We start from the raw sequence: 17,150 nt of genomic DNA, 5'->3' as shown, positions 1-17,150 counted from the left end.
CTTTACAACGATTTATGTCCATTTTATCGGATTATAAATAGCAAAAGTATCCTATCTCTAATAAATTTAAGTGCTTCAGCGATAGCTTTAGTATAACTCATTAAAGACTTTCTGAGATGGCTTCCTCCTCAACTATCGCTTTTCTCTTCTGAACTGTCCTTTTGAAACTAAAAATCCACCCCGAGGGATGGATTTTAGACTATTAACGCACTTCTGCATTCACTTTTTCTTCGAGTGATGCTTGGATTTTTTCCATATAGCGTGCGACTTCTTCGTCTGTTAAGCTATCTTCTGGATTTTGGAAGGTCAAGCTATAGGCCATTGACTTCATGCCAACTCCCAGTTTTTCGCCTGAGAAGACGTCAAAGAGTTTGATATCTGTCAAACGTTTCACGCCTCCAGCTTGGATAGCGTCTACAACTTCTTGATGAGTGACTTCTGCCTTGAGGAGTAGAGCCATGTCACGACTGACTGCTGGGAATTTAGTGATTTCTACAAATGGAGCAGCTGGTTGAAGGGCAGCTTCGATGGCGGAAAGGTTGAGCTCAGCTACATACGTTTCTGGAATATCGTAGGCCTTGGCAGTGACTGGATGCACTTGGCCAAGGAAACCAAGAACTTGGTCGCCGAGTGAAATCACGGCTGTACGTCCTGGATGGAGACTTGCAATCTCAGCTGTTGCTGTATAAGTCACTTCTAGTCCCAAGCGAGTAAAGAGCGCTTCAAGGATTCCCTTAGCATAGAAGAAATCAACTGGAACTGCTGCCGTTTGGAAATCTTTTTCTGCAACCAAGCCTGTTAAGGCAAAGGCAAAACTGTTGATTTCGTTTGGTAATTCTTCTTTTGGATTGCCTGTTTGTTCAAAGACTTTTCCAATCTCGTAAAGGGCCAAGTTTTTGTTCTTACGCGCTACGTTGTAAGCAACTGTATCAAGGATACCTGAGACCATATTTTGGCGGAGGACAGAACGGTCCACTGTCATTGGCCACATGAGTTCTGTAAGGTTACTTGGTTGAGCTGTGAACTCAACTGCTTTTTCAGGCGTTGTCAGAGCGTAGGTAATGATTTCTGTCAAACCTGCTCCTTCAGCGATGGTACGAACTTGGCGACGCAATTTTTGTGTCGCAGTCAATTCGCCAGCTGTACCGTCATCTTTTGGAAGACTAGTTGGCAAGCGATCATAACCATAGATACGAGCGATTTCTTCAAAGAGGTCCGCTTCGATGGTGATATCCCAACGACGACGTGGAACGCTGACTGTAAAGCTTTCTGCATTGCCAGAAAGGCCAAAGCCAAGACGACGGAAGACATCTTCCACATCAGCATATGAAAGCTCCGTACCAAGGACGCGGTTAACGTCAGCCAGAGTCGAAGAAACTTCTACATCAGAAGTATCAAGCGCTCCTGCTGAAACGATGCCCTTACGCACCGTCGCACCTGCAAGATCAGCAATCATGCTCGCTGCCGCATCAAGGGCTTCGTTAACAGTTGCCACATTGATGCCTTTTTCAAAGCGAGAAGATGATTCAGAACGCAGATTGAGGCGTCCGCTAGTCTTGCGAATCGATTTGCCATTGAAAACAGCCGCTTCAAGGACAACACGACTAGAATTTTCAGAGATTTCTGTTGCTTGACCACCCATAACACCTGCAAGGGCTACTGGCTTGTCTGCGACAGTAATGACTAGGTCATTTGTTTCCAAGTCACGTTCTTCACCGTCCAAGGTCACTAATTTTTCACCAGCACGCGCTCCACGCACACGGATGTCAGTCCCTTCAAAGGTATCCAAGTCAAAGGCATGCATAGGCTGACCAAAGTAGAGCAGGATATAGTTGGTCACGTCTACAACGTTGTTGATAGGACGAATCCCTTCATTCATAAGAAGGTTTTGCAACCATTGTGGACTTGGTGCGATGGTCACATTGTCCAAGATACGGGCTGCATAGTAAGGCGCCTTGTCTGTTTCAATGCTGACAGAAAGGGCATCTGCTGCAGCTTCATTTGTTTCTATTAAACTGAATTCTTTAAAGTTGACTGCCTTGTCATAGATGGCTGCCACTTCGTACGCTACTCCACGCATAGATAGAGCGTCTGCACGGTTTGGTGTGATAGAAAGTTCGATGATTTCATCATCCAAGTCTAGGTAAGAAAAGACTTCGTCCCCAGGAACAGCATCTTGAGGCAAGATTTGAATACCATCTGCGAATTCCTTTGGTACAACTGAGTCAGAAATACCTAATTCACCAAGTGAACAGATCATTCCAAGTGACTCTAAGCCACGGATTTTCCCTTTTTTAATCTTGTAATTGTCAGCAATACGAGCTCCTGGAAGAGCCACCATAACCTTAATACCAGCACGCACATTCGGTGCACCACAAACGATTTGACGTGCTTCTTCTTCGCCAACGTTAACCTGACAAACATGGAGGTGAGTTTCTGGCACATCTTCGCAAGACAAGACCTCACCGACGACAATTTTTGAGAGACCAGCAGCAGGTGATTCCACACCTTCGACCTCAATCCCTGTAGTTGACATTTTTTCAGCCAACTCTTGTGATGGCACATCAATGTCCACCAATTCTTTTAACCATTTATAAGATACAAGCATAATTTAGTTCTCCAGAATGACAGTTGCCACTCTAGTTCTTTTCCTTTCCTATCATTTCAATAGAAGAATCCTCTTCTTACCTTAATTTCTTTTTCAGTAACCAATCTGTATCTACTTTTTGACCAACCATAAAACTATGTTGGCTAAATTTCTCAAAACCATATCGGTTATAAAACGCTTGAGCTTTTGTATTATGCTCCCAAACACCTAACCAAGCCCAGGAAAAACTATTTTTGGTAGCAAGTTCAAGAGCGAATTCAAACAGTTGCTTACCTAGTCCAAATCCTTGGAATTTTTGTAGCACATAGAGGCGTTGAATTTCAAAAGCATCCTCTAATTTTCTCTCAGTCTGAGCACTTCCCCAGTTGACTTTGAGAAAACCAGCTATCTCCTCTTCATGCATAATGAAATAGGTTTCGGAATCTGGATTTTCCAACTCAGTTGACAAAACTCTGAGACTATAAGTCTTTTCAAAGTATTCCTGTAACTGCTCTTCCGTATTATCATGAGCAAATGTTTCACGAAAGGTTTGTTTGGCAATTTTGGACAACGCCCCAATATCTGCCTTTTCTACTTTTCTAATCATTATTTAAACTGTTCTGAGAAGCGGACATCGCCTTGGTAGAACCCACGGATATCATTGATTCCGTAGCGGAGCATAGCGACACGCTCTTGTCCAAGACCAAAGGCAAATCCAGAATAAACAGTCGCATCGATTCCACTCATTTCAAGGACACGTGGGTGAACCATACCGGCCCCCATAATCTCAATCCAACCTGTTTTCTTACATACGTTACAGCCTTCTCCACCACACTTGAAGCAGGAAACATCCACCTCAACAGATGGCTCTGTGAATGGGAAATAAGATGGACGCAAACGGATCTGACGTTCTTCACCGAACATCTTTTGGACGATCAACTGAAGCGTTCCTTGAAGGTCTGCCATAGAGATGTTTTTCCCAACAACCAAGCCTTCGATTTGGTGGAACTGGTGACTATGGGTTGCATCGTCCGTATCACGACGGAACACACGTCCTGGTGAGATCATCTTCAAAGGACCTTTTGAAAAATCATGAGCATCCATAGCACGCGCCTGAACTGGTGACGTGTGAGTACGGAGTAAGATTTCTTCTGTGATGTAGAAAGTATCCTGCATATCGCGAGCTGGGTGATCTTTTGGAAGGTTCATACGCTCGAAGTTGTAGTAGTCTTGCTCTACTTCAAAACCATCCACGACTTGGTAACCCATCCCAATGAAAATATCTTCGATTTCTTCACTGGTTTGTGTCAAAACGTGACGGTGACCAGTCGCAACTGGGCGACCTGGAAGTGTTACATCGATGCTCTCACTTGCTAGTTGAGCTTCTACTTTCTTTTCTTCCAAGAGCTTAGCTGTTTCTTCAAAAGCCGCTGTCAAAACATCACGCGCTTCATTAACGTGTTTCCCGATGATTGGACGCATCTCAGCAGAGACATCCTTCATCCCTTTGAGGATTTCCGTAAGGGAACCTTTTTTACCAAGGACAGAGACACGCAAGTCTTGCATCTCTTTTTCATTTTCAGCAGTAATCTGCTTCAAGCTAGCCAGCGTTTCTTCGCGAAGCGCTTTTAATTGTTCTTCAATAGTTGACATAATTCCTCCATCAGTCTCTCGTAGATAAAAAGAAAACCACATGCCAAAAACTCCACTCGGAGCGTTGACACGCGGTACCATCCGTTTTCATCTGACAAGTCAGACCTTCATTTCTAAATCCATGCGCAAGTGAATTCACCCAGCTTTCATATAGAGAGCTTGCAGTCACGGCTCTCCTCCCTGATATACTTCCCTTGAGTTACTAGTCTTGCGGATTCCTATTCAATTACTACTTAGTTTATCAGATTTTTAGTTAAAAAACAAGTTAGATTAGACTAATTTCAATATAAAAAGGAACAAGACACAATGCATTACCTATTTGTAGGATCTGTTTCACCTGCTTTCCTTTTCAATAAAAGAGTTGCTGCTTGATTAAAACCATCACACCAGTTATACCATTTTGCTTCATACTCATCTTGAGATACGATATGATTTTTTAAATCCAGAACAGAGTAAATCTTTCTTTCCTCACAAGCTTGCGCATAGAGATAATACAGTTCATCGCCACCATCTCTATCCCACTCAGCAGAAATCGTATCCCTACCTGCCAATAAAGCCTGATAAGCCCTGTGATGCCCGTCTGTAATCAACAAGCAGTCTCCGAATGCAAGAACACTGATTGGAGCAACATTGATTATTTCTACCGACTGATAAAGCATCTGGATATCTTGTAACTTCTTTTCTGATAAGTATAGTTGAGTCGGATGGAGATCTGTTATATTGACTTTCATTTCTTTTTCCTCAAAGGAATTTGATGCTCACTTCTGCTTGCCTTTAAATCGCCATTGGAAGCGAAGCTTGTCATAGAAAGGAAATTCGATAAACAAGACTCCCAAGCCCACACAGAAACTGGCAAGAACATCTGATGGATAGTGAACTCCCAGATAGACCCGAGATAGCAGCACACTGACTAGGTAGACCCCAAGGACGATTTGCACAATTTTTCTCAAAACCGGATCTTTAATCCGTTGACTGAGAATGACAATCAAAGTCCCTACCATCAGCGTCACTGCCAGAGAATGCCCGCTTGGGAAGGAAAATCCCTTCTCCTCTACCAAGTGTAAGATAGCTGGTCGTGGGCGCTGGTAAATATTTTTAAAGGTCACAATCAAAAGACCGGCTAAGGCTAGATTGCCCGCCATGAAGTAGCTTTCTATCTTCCACTGCTTACGATAAAAGATAAAGGCTGCGATGGCAACCCAGGTAATGATTACTGGGATATCAATCAAATGCGTAAGGGCACGGAACAGAACCGTTAAATAATCTGGCAAGTCCCCACGAAGGGCAGTCTGAAGCGGTTGATCAAAACCGACCAGCGTTTCAGGATAGAACTTAACCATATAGCCAAGAAGGACGAAAAGTAAAAGGGCAAAACTGCCCTTCATTAAAAATGTTTGTTTATCTCTCATAATGTTTTAAGGTTGGTTTCAAGAGGACGTATAACAACCAGAATGAAACGGCAAAGATTAAACCTTCAATCAGGTTAAAAGGTAAAACCATGGTCATCAAGTAGTTAGAAAGTCCTATAATTTCTCTAATATCAAAGTTGGCAAACTGCGCGTATAAAGGAACCGCATAGACATAGTTGAGAACCAACATGGCAGCAGTCAATCCAATAGTTCCCGCCAGAGATGCCAGTAGGAAACGAAGGGTGCTGCGTTCCTTTTTCCAAATCAAACCAAAGACGATAACAAAAACTCCCAAGGCTACGATATTCATTGGCAAGCCAATGTAGGTATTCACTCCTTGGCTATTCAGAAGCAACTTCAAGAGTGAGCGAAGCAAGAGAATGCCTAAAGCAGCTGGCAAATCCATCACCACCAAACCCAAAAGGACTGGCAAGATACTAAACTCGATCTTGAGGAAGGTTGCCGCTGGCAAGAGCGGAAAGTCAAAGTACATCAGCACAAATGAAATGGCTGATAAAATCGCAATGGTCGAAAGTCGACGTGTGTTTGTCATAACAGGTTCCTCCAATTTTCTATAAAATCAGAAGAAGTTGGAAAGGATTCCTCTATCTATTCTCACTTTTTATATCCCAAAAGTTCCCTCTCACTCTGTTGAGCAAGCGGTTGCAATTCATCTATAAACTCATCAGAACAGACAAAGCCATTCTTTCGTCTTCTCCCATCCAGACTATACTGTCGGTTGTGGAATCGCACCACATCAGCTTGCGCTCGCGGACTTCTTTAACTAAGATTTTTTTGGATTAATCTAGGCGTCGCAGTCGAAGATAATACTTAAGTATATCGAGACAAGACAACGAAGAGTAAGCCAAAATAGCTAGTTAAAGTCACCGCCGGTCGGGAATCTCACCCAGCCCTGAAGACCCCTTTATCATAACAAAAAACGCTTGCAAGTGCAAGCATTTTGTTTATTTCAATTTATCCGCTTCATAGGTGTGAACGAGCTCTAAACCAGCAAAATTTTGTTGACGAAGAGCCTCATAGACAATCATGCAGACCGTATTAGACACATTGAGGCTACGGACATGTTCATCATTCATAGGAATACGGAGAGCCTTCTCTGGATGTTCACGCATAAAGTCCTCTGGCAAACCCTTATCCTCACGTCCGAAGAGAAAATACTGATCTTCACCGCTTGCCAAATTTGCCTCAGAATAGACCTTTTCTGCAAATTTCGAAATCAGGTAGACTTGCCCTTTCATCTGAGACATGAAATCTTCCAAACTGTCATAAAAATAAATCTCTAACTTATCCCAGTAGTCCAAACCAGCCCGCTTCATCTTGCGATCATCGATAGGAAAGCCCATAGGCTTGATGATGTGGAGGGGAGAATTGGTCGCAGCGCAAGTACGCGCAATGTTACCTGTATTTTGTGGAATCTGAGGTTCAAATAATACAATGTGATTTGTCATGACTGGCTTCCTTTTATCATTGCAAAAAAATAGCCACACTGCCCGGAGTCAAGCTCAGCAAACAGCGTGGTTAAGGCATCGTTAACTTACCTCACAACAGGTTTGAAGTAAATCAGCGAAACTACTTTCTTAGTATAACACTTTCAGAATCATTGTCAATAGAAATGACTTGATTTTTTTACTTTTTTTGATGATATTTTCATGTTTGGTCATTCCCTTTCTGAAAAGGTATAGTAAAAGAGCCAAATCACTTCAAATCGGAGACATCGTTATAGAAATTAAGCAAATGTATCTTCAAAACGTGAAAAAGGCCTTTCTTCCCTTAAAAATCGCCTTAGCAAGTGCATTTTTTGCTAAAAAAGGGTATGATAGTTACATCATGAAAAAGTAGGTTTTTTATATGAAAATTGTCCTCGTTGGTGGAGGGAAAGTTGGTTTCGCCCTCTGTCGTTCACTGGTTGCAGAAAACCATGACGTTGTCCTCATCGAACAAGATGAGGCTGTCCTCAATCACATTGTCAGTCGCTATGATATCATAGGTCTCCTTGGAAATGGGGCTGACTTTGCCATCTTGGAGCAAGCCAGTGTTCAAGAGTGCGATATCTTTATCGCCCTAACCGAACACGATGAAGTGAATATGATTTCAGCGGTACTTGCTAAAAAAATGGGCGCTAAAGAAACCATCGTTCGGGTTCGAAATCCTGAATACTCTAATGCCTATTTTAAAGAGAAAAATATTCTTGGATTTTCACTTATTGTTAATCCAGAGCTCCTGGCAGCGCGTGCGATCTCAAATATCATTGATTTCCCTAATGCCCTCTCTGTCGAACGATTTGCTGGAGGTCGGGTCAGTCTCATGGAGTTTGTTGTCAAGGATTCTAGCGGTCTTTGTCAAATGCCAATCTCTGACTTCCGTAGAAAGTTTGGGAATGTCATTGTCTGTGCTATGGAGAGAGATCATCAACTGATGATTCCAAGCGGTGATGTTATTATCCAAGACAAGGATAGGATTTTTGTTACAGGAAATCGCGTAGATATGATGCTTTTCCATAACTATTTTAAATCTCGTGCAGTGAAAAGCTTGCTTATCGTTGGAGCTGGAAAGATCGCTTATTATCTACTCGGCATTTTAAAAGACAGTCGCATTGATACCAAGGTCATCGAGATCAATCCTGAAAGAGCTCGTTTCTTCAGCGAAAAGTTCCCCAATCTCTATATTGTCCAAGGGGATGGAACTGCAAAAGACATTTTGCTGGAAGAAAGTGCTCCCCACTATGATGCAGTCGCAACCTTAACTGGGGTTGATGAGGAAAATATCATCACCTCAATGTTTCTTGACCGAGTTGGCGTCCATAAGAATATCACCAAGGTCAACCGAACAAGCCTTCTAGAGATTATCCACGCGCCTGATTTTTCGAGTATCATCACACCAAAAAGCATCGCAGTGGATACCATTATGCACTTTATCCGTGGTCGAGTAAACGCTCAGTATTCAGATCTTCAAGCCATGCACCATCTCGCAAATGGTCAAATTGAAACTCTCCAATTCCAAATCAAGGAAGCTAATAAAATGACTGCCAAACCTCTATCACAGTTGAAATTGAAAAAAGGGGTTCTCATTGCAGCCATTATCCGAAAAGGAAAAACAATCTTCCCTACTGGAGAGGATATGCTTGAGGTGGGAGACAAGTTACTCGTGACGACCTTATTGCCAAATATCACCAAAATTTATGATTTGATTGAGAGGTAAAAAATGAATAAAAGTATGATTCGTTACCTCCTCTCAAAACTTCTCTTGATTGAGGCTGTTCTTCTCTTAGTTCCTGTTAGTGTAGCGATCTATTACCAAGAATCCAGTCAAGTATTTATCGCTCTCTTTTCTACGATTGGAATTTTAGTCCTTCTCGGTGGTCTAGGCGTTTTACGGAAACCGAAAAATCAGCGGATTTATGCCAAGGAAGGGGTCTTAATTGTTGCTCTCTGTTGGATTCTATGGTCTTTCTTTGGTGGCCTCCCCTTTGTCTTTTCAGGACAAATCCCAAGCGTCATTGATGCCTTCTTTGAAATCAGCTCTGGATTTACGACTACAGGAGCAACTATCCTAACAGATGTTTCCATTCTTACTCGTTCCCTCCTCTTCTGGAGAAGTTTCACCCACTTGATTGGAGGGATGGGGGTACTCGTCTTTGCACTTGCCATTATGGACAATGCCAAGAATAGTCACTTGGAGGTGATGAAGGCTGAGGTCCCTGGTCCTGTCTTTGGTAAGGTCGTATCCAAACTAAAAAACACTGCCCAGATCCTCTATCTGCTTTATCTGGCTCTCTTCTCCCTTTTTGTGGTTATCTACTACCTAGCAGGCATGCCTCTCTATGATAGTTTTGTCATCGCTATGGGAACGGCAGGAACTGGGGGCTTTACCGTCTATAACGACGGAATTGCCCACTATGGTAGCTCACTCATCACCTATCTAGTTAGTATCGGAGTTCTGGTTTTTGGAGTTAACTTCAATCTCTACTACTACCTCATGCTCCGTCGGGTTAAGGCTTTCTTTGGAGATGAAGAACTACGAGCATATATCATCATTGTCCTAGTTTCTACCGGCTTGATTACGCTTAATACGCTCCACCTCTACCAAGGTGTCTCTAAAAGTGTTGAAATGGCCTTCTTCCAAGTTTCCAATATCATCACAACAACAGGTTTTGGTTACGGAGATATTACCAACTGGCCCCTCTTCTCCCAATTTATCCTCCTCTTCCTCATGGGAATCGGTGGATCAGCTGGCTCAACTGCAGGTGGTCTTAAGGTGATCAGAGGACTTATCCTCTCTAAAATCGCAAAAAATCAGATTTTGTCCACTTTATCTCCTCACCGTGTTTTGACTCTACACGTCAATAAAACTGTGATTGATAAGGATACCCAGCACAAAATTCTTAAATATTTTGCTATCTATATGATGATCATTCTCTCTCTCATCTTTATCGTCAGTCTTGATAGTAATGATTTTCTAGTCGTGACCAGTGCGGTCTTCAGCTGTTTTAACAATATCGGACCTATTCTAGGCACAACCTCGAGTTTTGCCATCTTTAGTCCCATCTCTAAAATCCTCCTCTCCTTTGCAATGATTGCAGGTCGCTTAGAGATATACCCAATTTTGCTGCTCTTTATGAACCGTACCTGGTCTAAACGTTAATTACAATACAATCCCCCTTTTACAAGCTAGTAGAAGGGGAATTTTTCTATTAAAAATGAGAAGACCTTTCGGTCCTCTCCTAATTTGTTTAATCTTTAAGAACTTTCTTGTAACGAGCAAGTTCTGCTTGGTTAGCCCAAACATAGTGACCTGGACGAATTTCTACCATAGATGGCTTATCTGTCTCATAGTCATGTTGGTCAGGATCGTAAACTTTCAAGACCTTCTTGCGTTCCAAGATTGGATCTGGAATCGGTACAGCAGATAGAAGTGCTTGAGTGTATGGGTGGACGGGATTGTTAAACAACTCCTCTGTCTCCGCCACTTCGACGATAACTCCCTTATAGATAACCGCGATACGATCTGAGATAAAGCGAACAACTGACAAGTCATGCGCGATAAAGAGATAGGTCAAGCCCAACTCTTTTTGGAACTTCTTGAGCAAGTTCAAGACTTGCGCACGCACTGATACGTCCAAGGCTGAAATTGGCTCATCCGCAATAACGAAATCAGGTTCCATCACAAGGGCACGGGCAATCCCGATACGCTGGCGTTGCCCACCAGAAAACTCATGTGGATAGCGGGTCAAGTGTTCTTTCAAAAGTCCAACTTCATGAATCATCTTTTGAACTTTTTCTTTTCGATCTTCTTCATCTTTAAACAAGTGGTAGTTGTAAAGACCTTCAGAGATGATATAGTCAACTGTTGCACGCTCATTCAAGCTCGCTGCAGGGTCCTGGAAAATCATCTGGATGCGACGGATCAAGTCTGATGATTCCTTATGAGATTTTTTCCCATTAATCTTATGACCATCAAAGATGATCTCACCTTTACTAGTATTATTTAGACCAATAATGGCACGACCAATCGTTGTTTTCCCGCTACCAGACTCACCAACAAGAGAGAAGGTTTCTCCCTTGTTGATAAAGAAGTTGGCGTTTTTAACCGCAACAAACTTCTTACTTCCTTCACCGAAGGAAATTTCTAAATCTTTAATTTCTACTAATTTTTCAGACATTTCCTTCCTCCTAGTCTTCTAGATGAGCAAAGCCCATTTTATCACGAATCTTGTCATGCAAATCTGCAATGACTCCAGGTTTTTCAACTTTAGGAGCATTCTCATGAAGCAACCAAGTCTTAGCCCAGTGGGTATCAGTGACTGAAAACTGAGGTGCTTTCTGTTCAAAGTCAATTTGCATCGCATAATCTGACCGAAGGGCAAAGGCATCACCTTTCAACTCAGTATAAAGAGACGGTGGTGTTCCTGGGATAGAGTACAATTCCCCTTTATCATCAGCAAGCTGAGGCAAGCTAGACAAGAGACTCCAAGTATATGGATGACGTGGATCGTAGAAGACTTCCTCAACAGTTCCGTATTCTACAATTTCACCAGCATACATAACCGCTACCTTATCGGCAATACTTGCTACCACACCAAGGTCATGGGTGATAAAGATAATGGTAAAGTGGTACTCATTTTGCAAGGTTTTAAGCAAATCAATGATTTGCGCTTGAATGGTAACGTCAAGGGCCGTTGTTGGCTCGTCACAGATCAAGATATCTGGACGACAGGCAAGGGCAATCGCAATAACGATACGTTGGCGCATCCCTCCAGAATATTGGAAAGGATACTCTTCAAAACGTTTTTCAGCATCTGGGATTCCGACCTTGTTCATATAGTCGATTGCCATCTCTTTGGCTTCCTTAGCTGTTTTCCCTTGGTGTTTAATGATAACTTCAGTGATTTGGCTACCGATTGTATTGATTGGGTCCAAACTTGTCATAGGGTCTTGGAAGATAGTCGCAATTTTAGCACCACGAATCTTCTCCCATTCCTTGTTAGAAGTTAGAGCGGTCAAGTCTTGTCCACGATAGTCGATGCTTCCTTGGGCAATACGTCCATTGTCTTCTAACATCCCTGTAAAGGTTTTTGTTAAAACAGATTTACCAGAACCGGACTCACCTACCAAGGCCAGAACTTCTCCTTCAATCAAGTCTAGAGAAACTCCTCGGATAGCCGTCAGAACTTTGTCACGAACGTCAAATTCCACGACAATATCACGAGCAGTCAAAATTACATCTTTTCCTTTTATCATGTCTACTCCTATCTATGTGTACGTGGATCACTAGCATCCGCTAGGTTTTGACCAACAACGAAAAGAGATAGGGATACCAAGATCAAGGTTGTCAACGGAATCCAGAATAAGTAAGCGTTGGTCGTAACGTTTTGTGAGTAATCTGAGATCAAACGTCCCAAACTTGGCACTGTTACAGGCAATCCCAATCCAAAGAAGGAAAGGAAGGCTTCATAAGAGATGAAGCTTGGCAACATCAAGGTCATTGTAGAAACAATAACAGATACCAATTGTGGCATGATGTTTTTAACGATGATTTTAAAGGTTGGCGTTCCAAGTGTTTGAGAAGCAAGGTTGTATTCCAAGTCACGGTAACGCATGATTTGGATACGAATCATATAAGCAATCCCAATCCAAGTTGTCACACTCATGGCAAAAATCAGATTCCAAAAACCAGCACCGATTGAGTAAGTCAAGACAATGACAATCAAGAGAGATGGAATGTTTGAAATAATGTTATAAACTTCCATCATGACACGGTCTACAGATTTTGAAATTCCCCAGATTCCACCAACAATAACCCCAATTACAAGGTTGATAAAAGTGGCAATTACAGAGATAAGAATTGAATTACGCGCACCAAACCAAACCCCATCAAACAAGGATTTACCATTGCTATCTGTACCAAACCAATGTTCAGCATTGGGCTTGATAAAACGAGCACTAAAGTCATTGACCTTACTTACATCGTTGAAATCAAAATCGGAGAACATTGGGTAAATAAAGCTCATCAAGATAATGGCAACCAAAATTCCTAGCATAAAGACGGTTGATTTTTTCTTTAGAAATTGTCTAAATACAGAACCCCAGTATGAATAGGCAGGAGCATCAATTGTTTCAGAGGCAAAATCGTCACGTTTTACGAACTGAAATTTTTCTTTATCAATTGTTGACATTATTTGCCTCCTTTCTCTGTCAATTTAATACGTGGGTCAAGCATGGTCATCCAGATATCTCCTACAAAGAGTGAGAAGATAGAAATACACGTGAAGATGAAGACAAGACCAACTACCATTGAGTTGTTTGATGCCTTAACAGAGTCAATCAACATTTTACCCATACCTGGGAAAGCGAAGACTGTTTCTGTCAATGTTGCACCACCGATAACCCCGATTACGGCACCAGGAATACCTGAAACCAAAGGAACCATGGCATTTTTAAAGATGTGTTTATTTGAAATTTCTTTTTCAGACAAACCTTTGGCACGAGCAAAACGTACGAAGTCCTGAGATTGCAAGTCGATCATGTAACGACGAATCCAGATAGCTGTACTTGGTGCACCCAGCAAACCTAGAATGACTGCTGGCAAGACATATGAACGCCAGTCCCCTGCTCCCAAGATAGGAAATGAATCTGGCAGACCGATAGATGATCCAATCAAGCGCACGATATAAACCAAGGCAATCGTTGGAAGGGCAAGCAAGAAGGTTAGAGCACCTGTCGAGAAGCTATCAATCCAAGTATTCTTGTGGCGAGCCATAGCAGATCCAAGTGGAATCGCAATCGCATACGAAATAATCAAACCAATCAAACCAGCAACCGCTGAGCTTGCAATCATTGAAGGATATTGATAATTGCTTTCTGTAGCTGTATATGGATCGTCTTTACCATAGTTGGCTACTTCACGCGCATCTGCTTGACTTGGAGATTTGTAAGTACGAGAGTAAATATCTACAGATGAAGTCTTTTTACCTGTAGGGAATTGAACTTCTGATGTCTTAGTTTGTCCCTGACCTTGTGTGATAACTTGAAGCACTGGTGTGTTTGCATAAGTTGGGTAAGAATCTCCCAAGTTAATGTTCACAAAGTTTTGGTGTACAAATGGGAATTGATTGTTGAAATACAAAAGGTATTTGTGTTTTGTACCTGAACCAACCAATGACCAACCGATAGCAGGGTCATTTTCAAAACGAAGATAACGTTGCAAGTTTGGATTTTCAGGGTCTTGAATTTTGTTTGGATGATCAATATCAATCAAGTTCGCATAGAATTTGAAAACACGTTCAAAAATCGGAATTTCACGCGTAGCATAGAATTGACCACTTTCTGAGAACACACCAAGTGTCCAACCATTTCCTAGTTGGTTGATGTATTTTTCGTAGATTGCCTTATTGGTATCATTGGCATCCACTGTTACAGATGAGTCCATTGTGCTCGCTCTTTCTTGCAACTCTTTGGTATCGTAGTACTCGATATAGCCCATCCGTTCATAAACGGTATTTTCATAATTATCCCGCTTGTCCGGCGTCGTTGCAATCTTGTTATAGTTGGTATCCTGCTTGAAAATCAATTTTCGAGGAACCATCGTATAGATAATTGTGTAGGTCAAGGTTGTCACTAAGAAAATAGACAACAATGAACGCAATACACGCATAAAAATATATTTCTTCATATCGTTTCCTTTTAAAATCCCAAAAGAACCTTCTCCTCATGGAGAGAAAGTTCTCTTGAGAGTTATTTATTTAACGTGATTAGCCAATTCTTTTTGAACTTTTTCGTTTGATTCTTTTTTCTCTTTGAGCCATTTCTCACGAGCTTGTTCATAGTCAGCTTTGGTTACAACCTTGTCTTGCAACTGAATATATTTGAAGTATACATCTGAACCCTTATCTCCAGATTGGCTGTATGATGCAGAGAATGGTACAACACGAGAAATGATTGGTGCAGCACCACTTGATGCCATAGCTGGCAAGAAGAGTGAGCTGTCTGTCAACCAAGCTTGAGCTGCTGCGTATTTTTCATAACGAACATTCAAGTCACTTGTTTCTTTAGCAGCTTCATCAACTAGCTTATCGTATTCTTTCAAACCAACTTGAGCTGCTGCAGCATTATCTGCACCTTCGTAACCCATGTATGTTTTTGTTTGTTCAGCATTCGTTGTCTTCAAGATATCAAGATAAGTTGATGGATCTTCGTAGTCAGGGTTCCATCCAACTGCTCCTGAGAGGTCCCAATCTTCTGCCGCAGCGTTTGCAGCATAGTAAGTGATATTGTTCAACTCATCTTTAGAAATTTGTTGGATATCGATAACCACATTATCTTCACCAAGTACTGTTTCAACAGATTGTTTGAAGGATTGGATACGTGCAATATAGGCTTTAGAAGTTTGGTCTACTGGGATATCCAAGTGGATAGGGAATTTCACACCTTCTGCTTCCAATGCAGTTTTAGCTTTGGCAAATTCTGCTTTAGCTTTATCGGCGTTGAAGAGTCCATCTTGACCATCCGCAAAGTTTACGTTCTTCCATTCATCACCATAAGCAGCCATCTTTTCAGTTACCAAGTCACCGAAAGTTTTTTCGCCTGCTGAGACAAAGGTAGGTTTCACAAAGAGGTTACGAACTGCAAGAGGAGCGCCTTCTTTACCATTAATTTGTGCTGAGTAAGACGTACGGTCAAAGGCAAAGTTCAAAGCCTGACGGAAATCTTTGTTAAGAAGGGCTTTCTTAGTAGAAGTCTTCTCCTCGTCAGTTGTCTTAGAAGTGTATTTGTATCCTTGACGGTCAATATTCACACCCAAACCAGCGATACCAGGTCCTGATGGATTGTAGTAGATATTTTCCTTGTAGCTTTCTGCTACCTTAGAGTAGTTTGAACTTGTAGGGAAGAGACGGGCATAGCTATAAGCTCCACTTGTAAAGTTACGCTCAAGCGACTCTTGGTCTGATCCATCATAGAAAGCAAGAGTAACTTTATCGAGATGAACATTGTCTTTGTCCCAGTAGTTTTCATTTTTAGCGAACTCGATAGAAGACTTAGCAGTCAACCCTTTCAGCAAGAATGGACCATTGTAAAGCAAGGATGTAGGGTCTGTTGCTTTAGCAAAGTCAGCTCCTTTTGATTTTTCAAAATCTTCGTTCAATGGCCAGAAGATTGAATAAGCCATCTTAGAGTTCCAGTATGGTTCTGGTTGGTTCAAAGTATACTCAAGAGTATAATCATCAACTGCCTTTACACCTACTGAAGAAAAGTCTTTTGAATTGCCTGATAAATAATCAGACAAACCTTTAACAGAAGATTCTGCTAGGTAAAGAGCTTCTGACTTGTTATCAGCTGCGTGTTTCAAACCATTTACAAAGTCCTTCGCTTTTACTTCAGCATACTCTTCTCCGTCAGATGTAAACCATTTGACTCCTTTACGAATCTTGTAAGTATAAGTCAAACCATCTTTTGAAACGGACCAGTCCTCTGCAACTGCAGGAACTAGGTTCCCATACTTATCGTTTGTGAAAAGACCATCGATACCATTTGAAGTGGCAACCTTAGTACTTTGTTTCCCTGAAATGAGGTAATCCAACGTTTCTGGATCAGCTGTATAAACATAACCATAATTTTTTGGCGCTGTTGAATCAGATGATTTTGAAGAACCACAAGCAGCTAAAACGCCAGTTGCTAATAGGGCAATTCCTGCTGCGACAAATACTCTACTTTTTTTCATATTGTTAACTCCTCTTTGAAAAATTTAGGCTTATTGTCAATTATATCATATATTATCTAAAAAGTAAACGAATTTTCAGAATATTTAGGCGTATACCCTCAAAAAACTTCTATTTGTCAAAATTTTTGCATTCTTTATTTGTTTCTGGAAGAAATACTTTCTAGTCCGACCCTCTTTAGAATGGGATTTTTACAAGCTTTTTCTCACTTCTTCGATCATCATCTGTTTTCCTAAATTGGATTTTAGAATAAGAAACTATTGACGGG

The 17,150-nt window shown here is 41.6% G+C and carries 14 protein-coding genes and 1 riboswitch; of the genes, 2 read left to right on the top strand and 12 right to left on the bottom strand.

Annotated features, from left to right (window positions below):
* Positions 1-202 precede the first annotated feature (202 nt).
* The 7 genes from pheT to GMD5S_RS0203285 all read right to left on the bottom strand — a co-directional run bounded on the left by pheT (position 203) and on the right by GMD5S_RS0203285 (position 7,118).
* Positions 203-2,608 (bottom strand): phenylalanine--tRNA ligase subunit beta, encoded by a 2,406-nt coding sequence (pheT, locus tag GMD5S_RS0203320; RefSeq protein ID WP_000961535.1) that lies wholly within the window; start codon positions 2,606-2,608, stop codon positions 203-205.
* 76 nt (positions 2,609-2,684) lie between these two features.
* The gene (locus GMD5S_RS0203315) at positions 2,685-3,194 is read right to left on the bottom strand and encodes a GNAT family N-acetyltransferase (RefSeq protein ID WP_000619930.1); all 510 of its coding nucleotides are present in this window, start codon (positions 3,192-3,194) and stop codon (positions 2,685-2,687) included.
* Entirely contained in the window at positions 3,194-4,240 is a 1,047-nt protein-coding gene (pheS, locus tag GMD5S_RS0203310) for a phenylalanine--tRNA ligase subunit alpha (protein ID WP_008289063.1), read from the bottom strand. The genes GMD5S_RS0203315 and pheS overlap by 1 nt, the downstream gene beginning before the upstream one ends.
* Before the next feature lie 311 nt (positions 4,241-4,551).
* The gene (locus tag GMD5S_RS0203300; protein WP_000867350.1) at positions 4,552-4,971 is read right to left on the bottom strand and encodes a hypothetical protein; all 420 of its coding nucleotides are present in this window, start codon (positions 4,969-4,971) and stop codon (positions 4,552-4,554) included.
* A 27-nt stretch (positions 4,972-4,998) separates the two neighbouring features.
* Positions 4,999-5,649 carry a phosphatase PAP2 family protein gene (locus GMD5S_RS0203295; protein WP_009013718.1) on the bottom strand — a complete coding sequence of 217 codons (651 nt, stop codon included), beginning with the start codon at positions 5,647-5,649 and terminating at the stop codon, positions 4,999-5,001.
* A complete protein-coding gene (locus GMD5S_RS0203290) occupies positions 5,639-6,202 on the bottom strand; it encodes an ECF transporter S component (protein ID WP_000185840.1) in 564 nt (187 codons plus the stop codon). Before GMD5S_RS0203290 ends, GMD5S_RS0203295 begins: the two co-directional genes overlap by 11 nt.
* 153 nt (positions 6,203-6,355) lie before the next feature.
* Positions 6,356-6,574, bottom strand: a riboswitch (FMN riboswitch).
* Positions 6,575-6,614: 40 nt separating this feature from the next.
* On the bottom strand, positions 6,615-7,118 hold the full coding sequence (locus tag GMD5S_RS0203285) for a tRNA (cytidine(34)-2'-O)-methyltransferase (RefSeq protein ID WP_000181370.1): 504 nt from the start codon (positions 7,116-7,118) through the stop codon (positions 6,615-6,617).
* 400 nt (positions 7,119-7,518) lie between these two features.
* Here GMD5S_RS0203285 and trkA point away from each other — a divergent pair, with 400 nt between their 5' ends.
* The gene (trkA, locus tag GMD5S_RS0203275) at positions 7,519-8,868 is read left to right on the top strand and encodes a Trk system potassium transporter TrkA (RefSeq protein ID WP_000706815.1); all 1,350 of its coding nucleotides are present in this window, start codon (positions 7,519-7,521) and stop codon (positions 8,866-8,868) included.
* A gap of 3 nt (positions 8,869-8,871) precedes the next feature.
* Positions 8,872-10,311 (top strand): TrkH family potassium uptake protein, encoded by a 1,440-nt coding sequence (locus GMD5S_RS0203270; RefSeq protein WP_001043432.1) that lies wholly within the window; start codon positions 8,872-8,874, stop codon positions 10,309-10,311.
* Between the two features lie 88 nt (positions 10,312-10,399).
* Here the strand turns inward: GMD5S_RS0203270 and GMD5S_RS0203265 are convergent, their stop codons facing one another.
* The 5 genes from GMD5S_RS0203265 to GMD5S_RS0203245 form a co-directional block, all read right to left on the bottom strand.
* Complete coding sequence (locus GMD5S_RS0203265; protein WP_001291310.1) at positions 10,400-11,329, bottom strand: ATP-binding cassette domain-containing protein; 930 nt, start codon at positions 11,327-11,329, stop codon at positions 10,400-10,402.
* Positions 11,330-11,339: 10 nt separating this feature from the next.
* Positions 11,340-12,407 carry an ABC transporter ATP-binding protein gene (locus GMD5S_RS0203260; RefSeq protein WP_000589650.1) on the bottom strand — a complete coding sequence of 356 codons (1,068 nt, stop codon included), beginning with the start codon at positions 12,405-12,407 and terminating at the stop codon, positions 11,340-11,342.
* 8 nt (positions 12,408-12,415) lie between these two features.
* On the bottom strand, positions 12,416-13,342 hold the full coding sequence (gene oppC / locus GMD5S_RS0203255; protein ID WP_000103692.1) for an oligopeptide ABC transporter permease OppC: 927 nt from the start codon (positions 13,340-13,342) through the stop codon (positions 12,416-12,418).
* Positions 13,342-14,838 (bottom strand): ABC transporter permease, encoded by a 1,497-nt coding sequence (locus GMD5S_RS0203250; RefSeq protein WP_000759891.1) that lies wholly within the window; start codon positions 14,836-14,838, stop codon positions 13,342-13,344. The genes oppC and GMD5S_RS0203250 overlap by 1 nt, the downstream gene beginning before the upstream one ends.
* A 66-nt stretch (positions 14,839-14,904) precedes the next feature.
* Positions 14,905-16,884 carry a peptide ABC transporter substrate-binding protein gene (locus GMD5S_RS0203245; protein ID WP_000749704.1) on the bottom strand — a complete coding sequence of 660 codons (1,980 nt, stop codon included), beginning with the start codon at positions 16,882-16,884 and terminating at the stop codon, positions 14,905-14,907.
* Between the last annotated feature and the right edge of the window lie 266 nt (positions 16,885-17,150).

This window comes from Streptococcus sp. GMD5S, from assembly GCF_000298715.2.
Classification (GTDB): Bacteria; Bacillota; Bacilli; order Lactobacillales; family Streptococcaceae; genus Streptococcus.
This window is presented reverse-complemented; position numbering and strand designations above follow the sequence as displayed.